At 50.9% G+C, this 16458-nt stretch carries 11 protein-coding genes and 1 tRNA gene; 7 read left to right on the top strand and 5 right to left on the bottom strand.

The features are described 5' to 3' along the window. Nucleotides 1-42: 42 nt before the first annotated feature. Entirely contained in the window at nucleotides 43-447 is a 405-nt protein-coding gene (locus Mal48_RS04515; RefSeq protein ID WP_145196553.1) for a VOC family protein, read from the bottom strand. A gap of 506 nt (nucleotides 448-953) precedes the next feature. Between Mal48_RS04515 and Mal48_RS04510 the strand changes: the two genes are divergently transcribed. The 3 genes from Mal48_RS04510 (at nucleotide 954) to Mal48_RS04500 (ending at nucleotide 4285) form a co-directional block, all read left to right on the top strand. Then, complete coding sequence (locus tag Mal48_RS04510) at nucleotides 954-1997, top strand: DUF1559 domain-containing protein (RefSeq protein ID WP_145196551.1); 1044 nt, start codon at nucleotides 954-956, stop codon at nucleotides 1995-1997. Between the two features lie 234 nt (nucleotides 1998-2231). Next, nucleotides 2232-2744, top strand: coding sequence for a carboxypeptidase-like regulatory domain-containing protein (locus Mal48_RS04505; protein ID WP_197442050.1), 513 nt, complete (start codon nucleotides 2232-2234; stop codon nucleotides 2742-2744). Next, on the top strand, nucleotides 2687-4285 hold the full coding sequence (locus Mal48_RS04500) for a transposase (RefSeq protein WP_145196549.1): 1599 nt from the start codon (nucleotides 2687-2689) through the stop codon (nucleotides 4283-4285). The genes Mal48_RS04505 and Mal48_RS04500 overlap by 58 nt, the downstream gene beginning before the upstream one ends. Here the strand turns inward: Mal48_RS04500 and Mal48_RS04495 are convergent. Then, nucleotides 4264-4572 (bottom strand): hypothetical protein, encoded by a 309-nt coding sequence (locus tag Mal48_RS04495; RefSeq protein ID WP_145196547.1) that lies wholly within the window; start codon nucleotides 4570-4572, stop codon nucleotides 4264-4266. The two genes, Mal48_RS04500 and Mal48_RS04495, sit on opposite strands and share 22 nt — an antisense overlap. Before the next feature lie 402 nt (nucleotides 4573-4974). Between Mal48_RS04495 and Mal48_RS04490 the strand changes: the two genes are divergently transcribed. Further along, nucleotides 4975-5808, top strand: coding sequence for a TIGR03067 domain-containing protein (locus Mal48_RS04490; RefSeq protein WP_145196545.1), 834 nt, complete (start codon nucleotides 4975-4977; stop codon nucleotides 5806-5808). A gap of 380 nt (nucleotides 5809-6188) precedes the next feature. Next, complete coding sequence (locus Mal48_RS04485) at nucleotides 6189-6713, top strand: EF-hand domain-containing protein (protein WP_145196543.1); 525 nt, start codon at nucleotides 6189-6191, stop codon at nucleotides 6711-6713. Nucleotides 6714-6855: 142 nt separating this feature from the next. Here Mal48_RS04485 and Mal48_RS04480 read toward each other — a convergent pair whose 3' ends face one another. The 3 genes from Mal48_RS04480 to Mal48_RS04470 form a co-directional block, all read right to left on the bottom strand. After that, nucleotides 6856-11925, bottom strand: coding sequence for a protein kinase domain-containing protein (locus Mal48_RS04480; protein WP_145196541.1), 5070 nt, complete (start codon nucleotides 11923-11925; stop codon nucleotides 6856-6858). A 774-nt stretch (nucleotides 11926-12699) separates the two neighbouring features. Beyond that, nucleotides 12700-12773, bottom strand: a tRNA-Met gene (locus tag Mal48_RS04475). A gap of 114 nt (nucleotides 12774-12887) precedes the next feature. Beyond that, the gene (locus tag Mal48_RS04470) at nucleotides 12888-14396 is read right to left on the bottom strand and encodes a DUF1570 domain-containing protein (protein ID WP_197442049.1); all 1509 of its coding nucleotides are present in this window, start codon (nucleotides 14394-14396) and stop codon (nucleotides 12888-12890) included. 102 nt (nucleotides 14397-14498) lie between these two features. Here Mal48_RS04470 and Mal48_RS04465 point away from each other — a divergent pair, with 102 nt between their 5' ends. Both Mal48_RS04465 and Mal48_RS04460 read left to right on the top strand, forming a co-directional pair. Next, nucleotides 14499-14981, top strand: coding sequence for a SixA phosphatase family protein (locus tag Mal48_RS04465; RefSeq protein ID WP_145196537.1), 483 nt, complete (start codon nucleotides 14499-14501; stop codon nucleotides 14979-14981). Nucleotides 14982-15202: 221 nt separating this feature from the next. After that, a complete protein-coding gene (locus Mal48_RS04460) occupies nucleotides 15203-16255 on the top strand; it encodes an SGNH/GDSL hydrolase family protein (RefSeq protein ID WP_145196535.1) in 1053 nt (350 codons plus the stop codon). Nucleotides 16256-16458 lie beyond the last annotated feature (203 nt).

Below are 16458 nucleotides of genomic sequence, written 5' to 3'. Positions count from 1 at the left end.
AATTCCAATTCCAGCATCAAGTCCCCTCCCCTTCCAATCGTGTCAGTTTGTCATTGCAGCTGGGTCCATCCACATCATTTCCCAGACATGCCCATCCAAGTCCGCCAAATTGCGGTTGTACATGAAGCCGTGATCCTGTTTCGGGTTGATGTCTGCAGTTCCTCCATTCTCCTCTGCGGTGTCGTTCAATTCGTCAACAATTTCGCGGCTCTCACACGACAGGCATAACATCACCTCACTGGTGGTTATGGGTGAAATCGGCCGGTTGGTGAATGTCTTCCATTTATCGTGAGTCAGCAGCATCACGAAGATTGCCTCGCTCCAAACCATGCAGGCTGCCGTGTCGTCTGTGAATTGCGGGTTGTTCTCGAATCCGAGAGCCTCGTAAAAAGCCATCGACGCGTTGAGATCGGAGACAGGGAGATTCACGAAAATTATTTTGGACATAAGATTCTTCCGAGATTGGTGCCTACACGGGAACTGTCTCGTGGAGATAACTGCTTCATTACATGAACAGCATTCTTCACGGACACAGAAAACACGAACGTGTTTTAGGACCACTTCCAATCCCCTCTGAGACTGTTGTGCCACATGGTGACCTCAAGTCGACGGACAGGCCTTGTTCGAGCTAGTGAGTCTCCTGTTCTGAGGGCATGTTGAGAGTAATTTTTCTGACCGCAGCTTCCAATCGCATCCCGGTCGAGCCACTCGGAATCAGATGAATATTGTCTTCTAAGTCCCAACTAAGACTTATTAAATATTATGATAGCCATTAAAAAGGTGACGAAACAAAGAATGGATTATAACTTCTTTTACAGGAAAGACCGATGTGCCCCCGCTTCTCCCGCCTGCAACGCTTTCCGCAACAATCATGCTCCCTCCTTGACGAGTGACTGAGGTTCACATAAAGTCCGCCAAATACGATCTTCATATTTTTTAAACTCGGAGTCTCCATGAATATTCCAAGAATAAAACGGAATGGATTTACATTAATTGAATTGCTCGTCGTCATTGCGATTATTGCAATCTTAGTTGCGTTGCTGCTCCCAGCGGTCCAACAGGCCCGAGAAGCAGCCAGGCGGACACAGTGCAAAAACAACCTCAAACAGCTTGGGCTTGCCATGCATAACTACCATGATGTTTTTGGTGTTCTCCCCCCAGGTTATGTTGATCTACGCAGCACAGGATTGCCTAGCGCGACCTTGAACGACAACGGCCACTGGACGTGGAGTGCATTTATCCTCCCACAGATCGATCAAGCACCACTTTACAACCAAATAAATGTCGGGAATGTAACAGGGTCAGAGGCACTCGCTGCAAATTTGGATGCAATGCAGGGACCGTTTGCTGCATTCCGATGTCCTTCTGACGCAGGCGCCCCAGCACACCACGATCCAGTCGCCGCAGCTGGGTACGCCGTTGAGGCTCCTCACGGGGGAACCAACCAGGGACTTGCAATTACGAATTATGTTGTATCCAACAATATTGCCAACGTTCGAATCAATCGTGCCCCAGACGGAACGTCAGGAACAACAGGTTGCATTGGGCCTTTCTACCGAGATAGTTCTACAGGTTTCAGAGATTTTGTTGATGGAACTACCAACACATTTCTGATTGGGGAACGTGCATACAGACGAGGTGGTTTCTTAAATCGTGCCGGCACCCTCTTCCTCACGAGAGGTCAGGAAGGAGCATGTAACGGTGGACCAACAGCTGGAGATTCTGGGTATTGCGCAGAGTGGGGACAAGGATTTATGTCGATTGCCGGGACTGTTCGATATCCAATCAACATGGTTTTGAACACGAGTGGTGGTTCAGATCGCAACCAGGCATACAGCAGCCATCATGTCGGTGGGGCTCAGTTCGTAATGGGTGACGGATCTGTTCGTTTCATCAGCGAAAATATCGATCTCAAAAACGATGGCGCCTGGAATGTGAATAGTACACTCGAATCACTCGTCGGGATCGCTGATGGCTATGTCACTGGCGAATTTTAAGTTTAAGACTTACAGCAGTTCCAGATGATAGCTTCGAGCCAGATCCAACTTGGATTTGGCTTTTTCGATGAATTGACCCTTAGCTGAAACAACATTAAAAAAACGAATATCTTACAAGAGAATTTAACTAAATAGAATTAGACTGAGCCGACCAACGAATCAGCAGGCACTTATGTTATTTTGCCGGCTCATTTAGTTCTCACTTCTCCCATTTTTTAGAGGCATCAGGCTGTAATGACGACTCGATTTTCTCATCAATTATGCATACTTTCCTTATCGACCATCTGCTTTGTCTTGGCAGGGTGCGGTGGCTCAGATCACCCACCATTAGGAACCGTCACTGGAAAGGTGACTCTAAACGGAACTCCCATCGAAGGAGCACTTGTTGAATTCACCCCTGAAACTGGTCGCCCTTCGAGCGGTGTTACTGACAAAGAGGGGAACTATTCACTGCAGTATTTGCAGGGTGTTAAAGGTGCTGCCGTTGGGACTCACACTGTTCAAATCACATCAAAAAGAGATTCCAGTGGAGGTGAAGGGGATGAGCAAGTCATAGAAGCTCGTCCTGAATCCATTCCCCAAGCATACAACGACGAATCGACTCTCGAGGTTGAAGTCAAAGCTGACGGGGCGGCAAAAAGTCTGGTGGTTGGAGTTGTGTCGATTTGGTTTCGCGGTAAATTCGCGACATGCTTACTCTACGCGACCATCACAGCGGTGATCTGTTTGATCCTTGGGAATATCTAGGGCTCAAACGAAGACGTCTTCTTGATCGGAGTTGGGCCGGAGTTTTCAGGGACTATTTGCTGAAGCAGCTTCCCGTCCGTGAGCTTGCTGCCGAATTCCGTGATGATTTTGGGCGTCCGACGAAGGATCTCTACGTCGCCCTGGGGGCATTGATTCTTCAGCAACTCCATGATTTCACCGATCAGCAAACCACCGAAGCGATCGCGTTGAATATCGCTTGGCATTACGCGTTGGATATCAGACAAGATTCTGACGCCTACCTCTGCGAGCGAACACTTCGCAACTATCGCAAGAAAGTACTGGATGCTGGCTTTGATCAAGTTCTTTTCCGCACGCTGACAGACAAACTCATTGAGGAGATTGGCGTCGATACAAGCAAGCAACGTCTTGATTCAACAGCGGTGCGATCAGCCATTCGTGGATTAACGAGGCTGGGAATTTTGGTCGAGGCAACGAGCAAGTTTCTGCGAGAGCTAAAACGAATGCATCCTGAGCAATATTCGTTGGTCGATCCAGAAATGATTCGTAAGTATGTCACTCGAACAGGTGACGGTTGCTTTGGCGACACACGGCCCAGTGAATCCAAAAAGCGGATCACGGAAGCTGCCGAAGATGTCTTTAAGCTCATCGGGCTCTTTCAAAATGCGGAATGTTCGAATTTGGAAAGCTTCCAGTTACTGCAACAAATCTTTCACGAGCAGTGTGAGGTTTCTGATTCCGCTGCAGAGTCCGTCACAGTGCGGCCACCAAGTAAAACGGAATGTGATGGGGTGATCAATCCCGCTGATCCCGATGCCCGCTACAACAAACATCGTGGCACAGGTTATCTCGTGCAGATTATGGAAACGTATGAAGAAGATTCCGAGGAGCCGGATGTCTCAAACACGCCCAAACCTGATCTGATCACTCACGTGGCTGTCGATCCGTTAACGATGCACGATAAAGACGCTCTGCCTCCTGCGTTCAATGACACTGAGCAACGTGGTATCAAGCCGCAGACGCTTCTTGCCGACTCGCACTATGGATCGACTGAGTGTATCGAAAACGGATGTGAGCGCGATGTTGAAATCGTCTCGCCGGCGCAGACGCCCAAGGGAAAGTTGCAGGGCAAGTTCACGCTTGAAGACTTTGAGGTCGATGAAGAAGGATGCATCACATGCTGTCCCACAGGACAGCAGCCATCAGAGACAAGCGTTTCTGGAGTTCGTCTCCAGGTTATTTTTTCGAAGGAGACATGTGAAGGCTGTCCTCACAAGGATCGGTGTCCAGCAGCATCAGTGGGACGCCATTCAGCACGCTATCAATACACACACGATCGCGTGCGTCTTCGACTACGCAGATTGAGGGAAAGAGGGGACGAATTTCGCGACCGCTATCGATGGCGAGCTGGAGTTGAAGCAACCATGTCACGGTTCAAATACCAGATGGGCATGGCTCGATTGCGAGTTCGACGAATGGGTAACATCACCTATGTGGCAACCTTGCGCGCTCTCGGTCTGAACATCCGCCGCGTTGCCGCCTATCGCTCGGCAGCTGGGTAGAATAGGTCGTCTGCGCGAGCATCTGCCAGCCACACAGTCTCATCATGCTTCTTAGCGTCCAACTGTGCAACAATGGAATCGGAAATCGTGTGAGAAAAATCCGCAACCAAAATGTTTTCATACCAGCAAAGACTTCCTTTTTGCCGCCCCGTCAAAGCTGGGAAAAACTCACATGACTTCGCCTTAGTTGGGGAACGTTCCCCCGAACGCAGTCGGAGAAGTGACGAAGCCTGATCCAGTTTCACTCGCTGCACCACATCAAAGCACCGATGTGGTGCGGCACTCATGACAACATCTACTTGAGCACCTCATTCTCCTTTTGCTACGTGAGGCGCTCGAGTGATCTGATCCTATAGAGCAGAAGCAATCAGAAGCACCATGAATGTGGCAAGAGCATGTCGCGTACGAACACCTCTGAGTCAGTGAGTGAAAAGGTCAGAAAAGCGACGGAGAGCATAAAACGTGGGCGCAAGTCAAATCGTCAGACATTGCAGCTGCCCCCTGTAGCAAGAAAAGCCCCCCGCTATGGCGACATCTATTTGAAAAATGACGGCACGGGTTGTTCACTGGAGTGTAAAAAGGTCAACCTTCAACTTCCGTGATTCTTGTCGTACCACAAACAGTCTGTCAGAATCTGACAGCTGCCCAAAAAGGCAAGACTCCAGGAACCATTTTTGAAAGGATTCACCATGATGCGTTACATGTGCTTACTTTGGCTGACATCAACCCTGGCTGGGGGATCGTATGCGGTCGCTGACCAAGACTCTGACTTGAAGCAATTTCAAGGAAAATGGGAAGTCACTGAACTCGTGGAGGATGGCAAGGTCGTCCCCAAAGAGGCAATCCAGGAGTGGCTGCCCTCGGGAGGAAAGTTTGAGATCGTCGAGAATGCGATCATTTTTGTCTCACCTCACGATGGAAAAAAGCAGGTCAAACTCTTTTCCCTGGATGTCACACAGTACCCCAAGGGAATTGATCTCAGTACCCGGGACAAGAAAGATGGCTCAGGTATCTACCGTTTCGACGAAGGCCGCCTGATTCTTTGCTTCTCCGATCCTGCTGAGTCAAAGCGTCCCACAGAGTTTTCTGCAAAAGAAGGTTCGAAACATTTGCTCATGGTTCTTCGCCGCTCCAGCGAACGACCAACCGTCGCCAAAGTTGAACCGGCTGGCACGACCGCCAAAGTGTTGACTGACGCTCAGGTCGCAAACATGCTAAGAGGAAGGTGGAGATACAACGATAACGTCGGGTCGTTATTCGTCACATTCAATGCCGACAACACTTTCAACACAGTCCGAGAAGTCACAGAGATTCGGCTCTTCCAGAAATTCTTTGTTCAGACTCCCGTCTCAACTGGCAAATGGAGCGTCGTAAATGGCAAACTGACGTTCCACATTCTGACTTCCGTCAAACCTGAGCTAGTCAACAAGTTGTTCGATTTCAATGTCCGGTCGATTTCCGACGGAGACTTCATTTTCGTGGACTACCTCGGTCGAGTGGGACAGGCTTCCAGAGTCAATTAAAGCTGTTTGCCCTAACGTGTGCCCGTGAAGAACGCATTTCTCTAGAACCGGTCCGTAAACCTCTGGGATAGCTGCTTTCCTCAATGATTGAGAGAGCAATTTCAGGTTTCAGGATTAGTTCTAGTAAAATGCTGTTCGCCACGAGGCAGGACCTGCAAACCAATTTGAAAGATGCTTTAAGCTTGAATTCGAACGGGCCTGTTGAGGATGCCTTCAACACAACGAGACGATAAATACACAGAATGACGATGCTGAATGTTTCCTCTGCAACATGAGTTTCCTTTTTTTGAATTTTTCCGGTAGCGCGTGTTCAAACTTGGCGTTTAACTCTTAAGAGCGAATGCCTAACCCGGAAATTGCACCCCCAAAAGGAACGATTGATGAAACGTATTTCTTTAACTCTGGCAGTGTTGATGACTTGTACAATCTCTGGGCTCGCACAGCCCCCAGGCGGCGGACGCGGTGGCCCTCCTCCGGGGTACAGAGGGCAGCAGCAGGATGGGGGGCAACGTGGAGAACGAGGCGGGTCTCCCAATGCTGTGATGGCTGCACTTGATGCCGACGGTGATCAAACAATTTCTGCCGAAGAGATTTTAAGCGCCGCAGCAGCGTTGAACGCTTTGGATCAAAACGGTGACGGCAAACTGACGTCGGATGAAGTTCAGGCTTGCGATGGCCCAGGCGGAAGGGCTGGTCAGAGTGGCCTTTCACAAAGTGGTTCCAGTAGCCGATCAAGCCAAGAAGGCTCTCCTTCTACTGAACAGTTTTTGACTCACGCATTCACATTCGATGCGGACGAAGATGAAATGCTTAACAAAAGTGAGCTGACGAAAATGGCAGCAGCACTCATCAAAGAGATGCAAAGTCGTGGTGGCCCTCCCGGAGGAGGACGTGGCCGAAGATAGAAGAAGAGGTGGTTATTCAGATGGGGAACGTGGCAGCCGCTAAAACATTTTCAATGCTGGTCGTCCCCATGAAGACCACTTTCATGACTTCATAGACTGCTCGCCACGAGGCAGATCCTGCAAACCAATTCGAAAAGATACGCTAGTCAGCAACGGCATCCGGCGTTTGAATGTCACGCGTGGAGACGTAGATGTCGTGATCGCCAATTCCGCCGGGGCGTCGGGAAAGAAAATAGATCGCGTCGTGTTCACGGGAGATCCATGGGGCGCCGTTAAAAGTCCCCTCAGTGAACGGCTTGCCGACGTTCACCGGCACTCCAAAACTCTCCTCTCGACTCTTCCTCGACGTGACAAACATGTAGTTCGTGTTCGCCCGACCAAAGATAAGCGTCAATCCGTCCGCCGACAGAAACGGTTCAGTCCCCCCGGAGGGGAACAACTCGACTGGTTTACCGAATGCGGAATCGAGGCTTGGGCGTTCGGTCATCAGCAGGCGGCGAGGCAGATAGTCTGAGCGGTAAACCATGATCAGTCCGTCAGCTGTCAGCGTCGGCCAGTGCCCGTAGATCTCTGTGTCTACGACCGTTTCAAATGGTTGATCAGTCGCCGGTCGAGAAGTCATCATAATCCGATCATGTCCATCGCGACGGACGGCGTAAGCCAGCCTGAGATCACGATCGAACAGGAATGGTCCCGCCGCCGACTCGCTGGAGATCCCTTTACCTGTCACCTCCGTTGCTTCGCCAAACGGATCCTCGCGCCGGTCTCTGGTCGCGACCAGCAGTTTTCCGTCCCGCGCGAAGTACAAGTTGAGTTGGTCGACAGTAAGCGTCGGTCGGAGTTCATCGCGGGGAGTGTTGATCGTCGGCCCGAGGTTCTCCGGTCGGGTCCAATCAGAGTTAGCTGAGGTCAGCAATTCTACCAGCGATGGCGATGCCGTGAGCGGCACGGTACTGGCGGCCCCTGTGGAACGTGTGACTCGATCGCTGCCGGATGGCCCATCGATACTTACCCACTTCGCCCCAACGATTTTCCCATCGTGCCCGTTGCCGGAGGAGTCTTTGAGGGTGTCGCCATTTTCTCTATTGAAATCATAGAGCGCCACGGTTGATTGATCAGGAACTAAGTGTCTGGGAGTAAACTTTGATTGATACTTGACTCCTTTTGAGACTCGAAATTGTTCTATCACTCCGTGCAGCGGATGGGGGACGAAGCTACTCGCGCGACTGATTTCAAGCTTCGAGGACGTATTAGCATCCAGGAAAGCATTCATCATTTCAGGAACAGTGTGTGACGCCCGCCCGCCCGTCAGAAAGCCGAACTTCTGGTTTTCTCCATCGACATACAATGTGAAATATTCACCAGTCCACTGTAAGGCGACATGTTGCCGTTGCGTCTTTGTTTCCACCAACGACTTCTGACCAACGTAGGCGACTTTAATATCTGCGTTTGAAGTCTTAGGCAAATTATTCCCGATGATCATTTGCCAGCGTGGTCCGTGATGCTTGGGGCCGTGATGATTCACAAATGAAACTGGCCCAAACCGGAAAGCCTGCCTGGAGAATTGTGGCTGATCTTCTTGGACCACGAATGGACGAGTCCACATTTCACATGTGAATGGTTCCGAAAAATCTATTCCAAGCTCATCGACAACTGCATAAGTCTCTGGTGAATCGAAAATCATACCGAGCTGTTCGGATTGTGCTGCTGCCTGAACTTGACGAGTGTGATTATCATCAGCGACAGGTACCCACTTCGCCCCGATGATCTTGCCATCGTACCCGTTGCCGGAGGAGTCTTTGAGGATGTCCCCGCTGCCGTGTAACTCAGCTGGCGGTATCTGCGACGTTTCTAATTTCGTCACGTCGATCGTCATCGCTAGCCGGAAGCCAACGAAATCCCATGCGGTCGATGGGGGTTTCTTGCCGCGATACGCAGATCTGGCGGCGGATAAGGAACCCCAGCGGGTTCCTCCACGGCAAACCCGTTCTAAGCCTGTTTCGACACCTTTCGGATCTTCGACGGGGGCATCGGTGTAGGAATTCTCTGCATGCCAGTCGGAACACCACTCAAAGACGTTGCCGTGCATGTCGTGAAGCCCGAAGCCATTGGACGCGAGCTGGCCCACTTGATGAACCATACCTTTCGAGTTCGTAACAACCCAGGCAACTCGTTGTAATTCATCCTCGCTATTGCCACTGTGCCAAGGAGTCGTCGTCCCTGCACGGCAGGCAAATTCCCATTGGGCCTCCGTCGGCAGCATGAACTTGTGTCTGGCGGTGGAAGTTTCTTCCCTTAACTTCGCCAGAAATCGCTGGACATCATCCCAACTCACCTGTTCTACGGGTTTTGCAGGTTCACGCTGGTCTTTCGAGGGGTTGTTCCCCATTACGGTTTGCCACTGAGCTTGCGTGACTTCAAACTTGCCGAGGTAGAACGGTTGTGTAATCCGCGTGGAATGCTGCGGACCTTCAGTGAGAATACGATCATAAAACGCAGGATTCGGATCCGTTTCGGTTTCGGCGAGAAATTTCGCCCGTTCGTCCTCACTCGACCCCATCAGGAATTCCCCGGGTGGAATGAGCATAAAAACCATCTTTTCGCCCCCCGGTAGTTCGACTTCCTTCTCAACTGGCAAACCGAGGTAATCCGCCCACGCTTTCTGATGGGCCTTGGCCGCGGCTGCGTCAAACGGGGCAATTGCAGGTGGTGGAGAACTCGTCGTTGGTGAAGTCGTCTTCACCCACTTTGCCCCGATGATCTTGCCGTGGTGTCCGTTGCCGGATGAGTCTTTGAGGGTGTCGCCGGTGCCTTCTTGGAAGTTGTAGTGCGCGAGTGTATGTTCATCAGATTCGAGTCGTGTCTTCGGTTGATAGGGTTTTGTATACCGGGCGATTTTTGACACACGGATTTCCGATAATTCACCGTAGAAAGATCTCGTCCATGCGGGGTTTGGAATTTTGCCCAGAAACGTGCTCATCGGAAACGACATGACTTCCGGTAGTACGTCAATCTCTTCTTCCCCATTGTTTAGATACAAGGATTCCTGGGACGGGATCCCGTTGAAGAAAAGTTGGAGATCAGCGCCGTCGTAAACAATAGCGATATGACCAGACAGCGAATCAGTTACAAAATTCCGAGTAACCCTTACGTTGTCCTTTGTCCACATTACCGCCGTCCAACCCGACGTTTTTCCCCAGTTAGTCCGCTGCAATGCGATCAGACCACCAAAATTCGCGATCGGAAACATCGGGGTGGAGGTTGACTCATCCGGCTGAGGTTCGGACGTCAGGTCAACGTAAGCCTCGACTGTGACCGGATCAGTGCCATCAAATTTGAGCGAGGGGATTTTTACGTAATCATCCTCGGCGAATCTAAGTCGATTACCCGTAGTGTTTCCTTCCTGCAGCATCGCTTCAGTATGAAGCGACTTTGACCCCACAATCTTGCCACGATATCCGATGCCCTTTGATTTCTCCCCGTTGAGTAGGCCATCCAAGTTGCCATTCACGACAGTGGCAGTCAATACAGTTTGACCGTCTTTAGTGACGTTAAACTCCTCGACATGCTTTTTGAGTCCCTCCTTCTGTAATTGCAGTTTGTGTTTGCCGGCGGAGAGTTTGTAAACGTCCTGACCATCTTTAATGTTGAGGACTTCGCCATCGACACTCAGCGTGATAGTCGGATCGTCCAGCGTAATCTGCACTTCGTACTTGCCGATGCGGACGAGGAAGACGATGCCCAGCAGCAGAATCAAACCGCCCAGACCGCCTGCGATGAGGAACTTCTTCGGCGGTCTCGAAGAACCGGAACCTACAGGAGCAGTCTTTTTTGATCTCGGACTTGCTTTGCCAGTCGGCTTGGGCTTCTTCGCTGCCTTACTTTTTTTCTCACGCAACTGTGCAGCGTATGGCTTTGGTTGAGCGACCGAGATCAAAGCCGGATTCGATTCTTCGTTGGCGGTTGGAATGGACGTTGGCTTCGGTTCGGTCTTCTTCGCCTGTTCCTTCTTCTGTCGCTTGCCGGGGTTGCGCAGAACATCTTGCAAATCGGCAGCGACATCAGACATCGACTGATATCGCTTCGTCTGATCACCCGCCATCATCTTCAAGCAGATCGCTTCAAGGCGAGGATCGATGTCTTTACGCAACTCCGATGGCTTCTTGGGATTGTTGAGAGCGATCTGTTGCAGAATCGACATCAGGTTCCCTTTGAACGGCATCTCTCCCGTGATCAGCTCATACATAATGATGCCGAGCGCGTAGATGTCGACTCGATGATCGATGGCACTTTGATCGCCTGCCACTTGTTCGGGAGCCATGTAAGCTGGCGTGCCGAGAATGGCTCCGCTCTGTGTCACCTGCACATCGTCGCTGCTACTGCGGCGGGCGAGTCCGAAGTCCATCACGACCGGTTCGCCTTTGAGGTCCACCATGATGTTAGCGGGTTTCAGATCGCGGTGAACAACGCCAATCTTGTGAGCTTCTGCCAACCCCAAAGCCAACTTACGAATGGTTGTGATGATCTGCTTCTCGGAGTGGGACTTCTTGGACTTCGTAAAGTCCTTCAGCGGGCGACCTTCGATATAGGCCATAGTGATGTAGTGCTGACCATCAATTTCGCCCACATCGTGGACAGGGCAGATATTAATGCTACGAATCGTCGCAGACGCTCTGGCTTCACGATAGAACCGTTCGAGCAATTCCTCGTCATCGACTCCGTTGCCATCTCCGAACTTCGGAATCTTGAGAGCAACATCACGGTCAAGCTGAGTGTCTTTCGCAAGATAGACGGCCCCCATCGCTCCTTGCCCAAGCACCTTTTGAATCGCATAGCGACCAAAGGTTTCCGGAATCTCAATGTTGGTCGCTGAGCCGGTATTCTTTCGCTGATGGTCCCGTGTGACAGATGTCTCTGAATCGGCAGCCCCTCGGACAATGGTGTTCGCTGTTGGGTCTTCGGTCGAGATTTCTCCTTCATCACAAGCTGCGACCATTGTCTCAGCGATACCAGCAGGACCTGTCTCTTTTAAGCCTTCCAGAAGATCGACATTGGCGAAATGCTGTTTGAGTTCGTCAGCATGCTCCGGGTGCGCAGCGATGAACTGCTCCGGTGTGAGTGTGTCACCCGTATCGCTGCGGCTCATGAACTCAGCGATCAGCTGATTCACAACCACACTCTGCTCATTCGCCCCTGATAGTTCCTCACTCATTCCCACAGCCTGACTTTCAATTTTTGATCTGTGCAAGGTTGCTCAGGTTGAACTGAACACACACAGAACTTCGCCCATTTCACAGCCGATCAACTCATTCCCCACTACCAAGGCGATATTTCAACACAGAACTTGGCGAACAAACATAAGAAATGATGAATATTTTCAAGAATTCCCATTCTGACCATGGTCACATCGCATCACAAGCCCAAAGCAACACCGAGCTTTGCACCCGACGCCTACATACTTCTCCTGAATGTCCGAGGACAGATGCAACAGGTTGATGACCTGCGTAATTCTTAGTCGTGCCACATGAGCAAGAGGGGCGAGCTCAGACTGGTCAGAAACGATCCCGTCATTAATGAGACCATCGAACTTGATCGCTAGCGCATCTTTCGAATTGGTTTGCAGGATCTGGCTCGTGGCGATCAGCATTTTTGCAAGAGAAATGCGTCTTCACGAGCACACGGTCGAGCAAACTGCTCTAACCTATTTTCGAAAACATCAAACTCCCCGAGAGAAGCCAACCAGGTCATAACCCGAAGCGGTTGTCTCTGTGGAAGACGAGAGAGTTTGGGCCCGAGAACGGTCAACTGGGACGTAGTGGACGTTCCACGGTTGTCTCTGTCAGGAACTGACATTGCAGACGGGCGAGTGGGTCGATGACGCAAAACGTTGCGGAGACTGGCGATATCGCGACGGATTCGCGGCTGTCTCTGTGAGGGCGCAAGAAAAAAACCCACGGTCGCAAATTTCACGACCGTGGGGTTTAAGTGGCGGGGGCAGGATTCGAACCTACGACCTCGAGGTTATGAGCCTCGCGAGCTACCGGGCTGCTCCACCCCGCGTTATGTTTGGAATACTATCGGTCTGGAATAAAATGTCGACCCACAATTTCAAAGAAATTACGAATTCTCAAGAGTTCCCAGTGTCGGTCAGTGAATTCAGTGAAAGTTTACTGTTTACCGGGCCAGATAGGGGCCGGGAACAGTCCCATTCGCCCAGTTGGATGAGTCACGAGTGTCAGCAGGCGTCGAGCGAATGAAGACTCGATACGTTCCGCGCGGCATCTGGACCGCCGGACGGAATCGTTTCGTGAGTTGCTGGCTGTCAATTTCCTGGCGACGCCCAGGTTTCAGATCAACAATGACCCATTCAGCATACGTTCCGTCGCCGGACTCTACCGTGAGATAAAAAGTCATTGATCTTAGAGGAGACATATTCTTGAATGTGCCGGATGCAGTCAGCCTCCCAATTCGCGAACGAACCACTTTTAGATCTGCCAGACCAAGTGCTTGAGCGGAAGTGCTTCCCCCATCGGTTCTGGTCGGCTTGGGACGGATACGCTGCCTCTTGATTGCAAAATTCAGGGCATCCGGAAATTCCTTTTGAAGATCAACAATCGAGACGTCGAGTGCCGTCTTGAACCGGTTGGCACGTTCTTCTGCATCGAGTCGCCCTAAGGGCTCTCGTGACGCAAGTTCCTGAACGTAGGCTTCGTACTCATCCTGATGTTTGTTGGCCAGTAACCAGTGCATACACCAGGCGAGAGTATAGGCCTCACCTGCAAGGACATCCGCAGTGAAGGCAGCGTCGTTCTCGATGACCGACCTCCAGTTCACGCGGCCCGACATCCTTTGAGCTTGCGCTGCATAGCGAGGGTTGACCTTGGCTGGCGAAATGCTGATCCGTTCTCCCTCCCCTTCAAACCCGGTAGCGATTCCCTCATCAAACCATTTAGGAATGGGAGCAAGGCGTTGAAACACACGGTTGTACATCTGTTGATGAATCGCCTCGTGCAGCGGAACTTCAAAGGAATCGCACGAACTCATCCGCACAGCCAGCCAGTTAGTAATCGGGGAATAAAAACCGGCGATGTTCGCAGCTGAAAGACCGGTGCCTCCAGTTGCTTCAGCGGCGTATTCATTGAAATCATCGTCGCTCTCGAAAATCAAGAGGACCAAAGGAAACTGCGGTTCGTAAAGAGGGAACTTGCGGGACTTCGCGTAACGAAGAAAAACTTCGTCCACCCGATTCATGAATCGACTCGCCTTCTGAATGAACGCTGACGCTTTGGATTCCGATGTTTTCTCGATCGGTGCAGTTAACACGAGACCAATGACGAAGTTGCCTTGAAGTTGAAAGCGAGTGAGCTCTTCGCCGAACCGCTTCGCCAGCATTTCCGACATTTCTTCACGATCAAACCGTTTGGGTCCCTCTCCCGGAGAACGGTCCACGATGACGGAACTGGGGACAATCTGTAGTTGCCCGTCACGTCGCTCTAAAGCTTGAAAGCCCTGCCCTGCCCCAATCGATCGCGCTTCGAGTGTCACTTGCTTTCCGTCTTCATCGACGTACGTGTAGCTTTCAGCAAGCAGAGATGACGAATGCAAAAACGCCGAAATCATGAAAAGCAGGAACAGTCTGAGTTGCACAATAGACTCCAGCTTGGAATGTCGATCAAATCTCATGTTGAACATCATACAAAAATCAGAATTGAGATGAGAGTCTGATTTCAGGATCACCACAAAAAATCAGAGTCATCACATAGAATATTGATTGAGGATCTCAGCGTGAAAACTCTCTTACTGATGAGACATGCGAAATCGAGTTGGTCGGAACCGGGGATGGACGATCATGATCGTCCACTGAACAAACGTGGAATTCGAGACGCTCCACGAATGGGAAACTGGTTAAAAGAACGAGGACTCATTCCGAGTCTGATTCTCTCTTCATCTGCCCTTCGGGCGCAGCAGACAGCTCAAAGTGTTGCACTCACTCTTGATGAAAAAGTCGAGGTGGTTGAAGACCTGTATCTGGCGAGCGTTGGAACCTGGAAACACGTCCTGAAGTCATACTTCAACAACGATATCGTCTTGGCCATCGGGCATAACCCTGGATTGGAAGAACTCGTGAGCCGAGTCGCTGCCAACTATGAACGGATGCCAACAGCCGCCGTCGCCTGGTTTGAAATTCAGGAGGACGCGGAGCAGGCTGACGACATCCTGACGAAGCTCTCGCTGCAAACAGTCTGGAGACCGAAAGAGCTTGGCTGAGAATGCCGGAACACTTCGTATTTCTTGTGTCCGTGAAGTGTGATTTCATGTGATGAAGCACTCATCTCCACGAGACAGTTCGCGTACATTTTTCAAAACGCCCCGAAGGATCATCAAAGACCGGAATCATCCAACGAACGTGGCGGACTGAACGTAATAAAGAATTCCAGACAGAAGAGCTGCAGACTCACCGACATGAATCGAGTTTCAGGAGGACCACGATGGAAACGACTGAAGAGATCCCGAAGGAAGACACGTCTAGTGAAAACAGTCTGAGAGAGAACAGGAAAGCTTCACTTTCGAACTTCAAGAAGCGGCTCAAGATCCTGCTCCTGGTTGGAGCCTGTTCCATTTTGGGCGTCCTGTTCTATATTCACTACTGGCACAATCACGACATGGGAGCCGGGGCAACGGCTCCGGTGGTTGATCGTGGCCCGTTTCAAAAACAGTGGAGTGATCGCGACGTCTTCCTGCTGGGCTTGGGGGACAGTATCACCAGTGGCTTTGGTGCCAGTCCTGGAAAATCATACTTCTACCGACTTCTCAAGAATCCCAGCGATGAGTTTTCAGAGATGGAAGGGCTTACGCTCTCTGCAGTATTGCCCAATCTCACGAGCGAAAACCGTTCGCTTTCGGGGACGACGTCAATTGAGCTTCTTGAGTTTTCGCTTCCAAAAATTGAAGTGCAACCTGTAGAGACTTTCGGAATTGTCGTCCTCACAACGGGTGGGAATGATGTCATCCACAACTATGGGCGCACCCCTCCACGTGAAGGCGCAATGTACGGAGCGACAATGCAAGAAGCGGAGCCATGGTTTATAAACTTCGAGGCTCGCCTGACAACTATTGTAGATCTCGTCGAACAAAAATTCCCCGGTGGTTGTGACATTTTCCTGAGCAACATTTACGACCCGACCGATGGTGTCGGAGACACACTCAACGCAGGATTGCCTGCCTGGGATGACGGTCTTGAGGTATTGCAACGGTACAATCAGATCATTAAGACGACGTGCGAACAGAGACCGAACGTGCATCTTGTTGATCTTCATTCCACGTTTCTGGGTCATGGAATTCACTGCAAAAAATTCTGGAAGGCCACCTATCGAAAAGAAGATCCGTACTATTGGTATTTCGATAATCTCGAAGATCCTAACGACCGTGGCTACGATGCGATTCGACGATTGTACCTCAACAAAATTGCAGAGGTTGTGCCGGCGCGTCTTTCAACTCCTCGTGCCGATGCGGTCTCCAAAACGAGCCTCAGCGTTCAATGATGTTCTGGCTGTGAGCTTAATGGATTTCTCGATCGCTGAAAGATAGGATGAAGTCTTAAGAATTTGGTGCTTCCACCTTGGCCTCTTCATCCAGACGTAAAATTGACGTCGCGACACCCGGGTTCAAAATGCTTCAACGATTAACGTGGACGAAAAACTGCGAACGGTCGACAATCACGATTTCTGACTCGCTGGATAAGTTG

This window comes from Thalassoglobus polymorphus, assembly GCF_007744255.1.
Classification (GTDB): Bacteria; Planctomycetota; Planctomycetia; order Planctomycetales; family Planctomycetaceae; genus Thalassoglobus; species Thalassoglobus polymorphus.
Note: the sequence above shows the minus strand (reverse complement) of the source record. Positions and strands in the feature narration are given on the sequence as shown.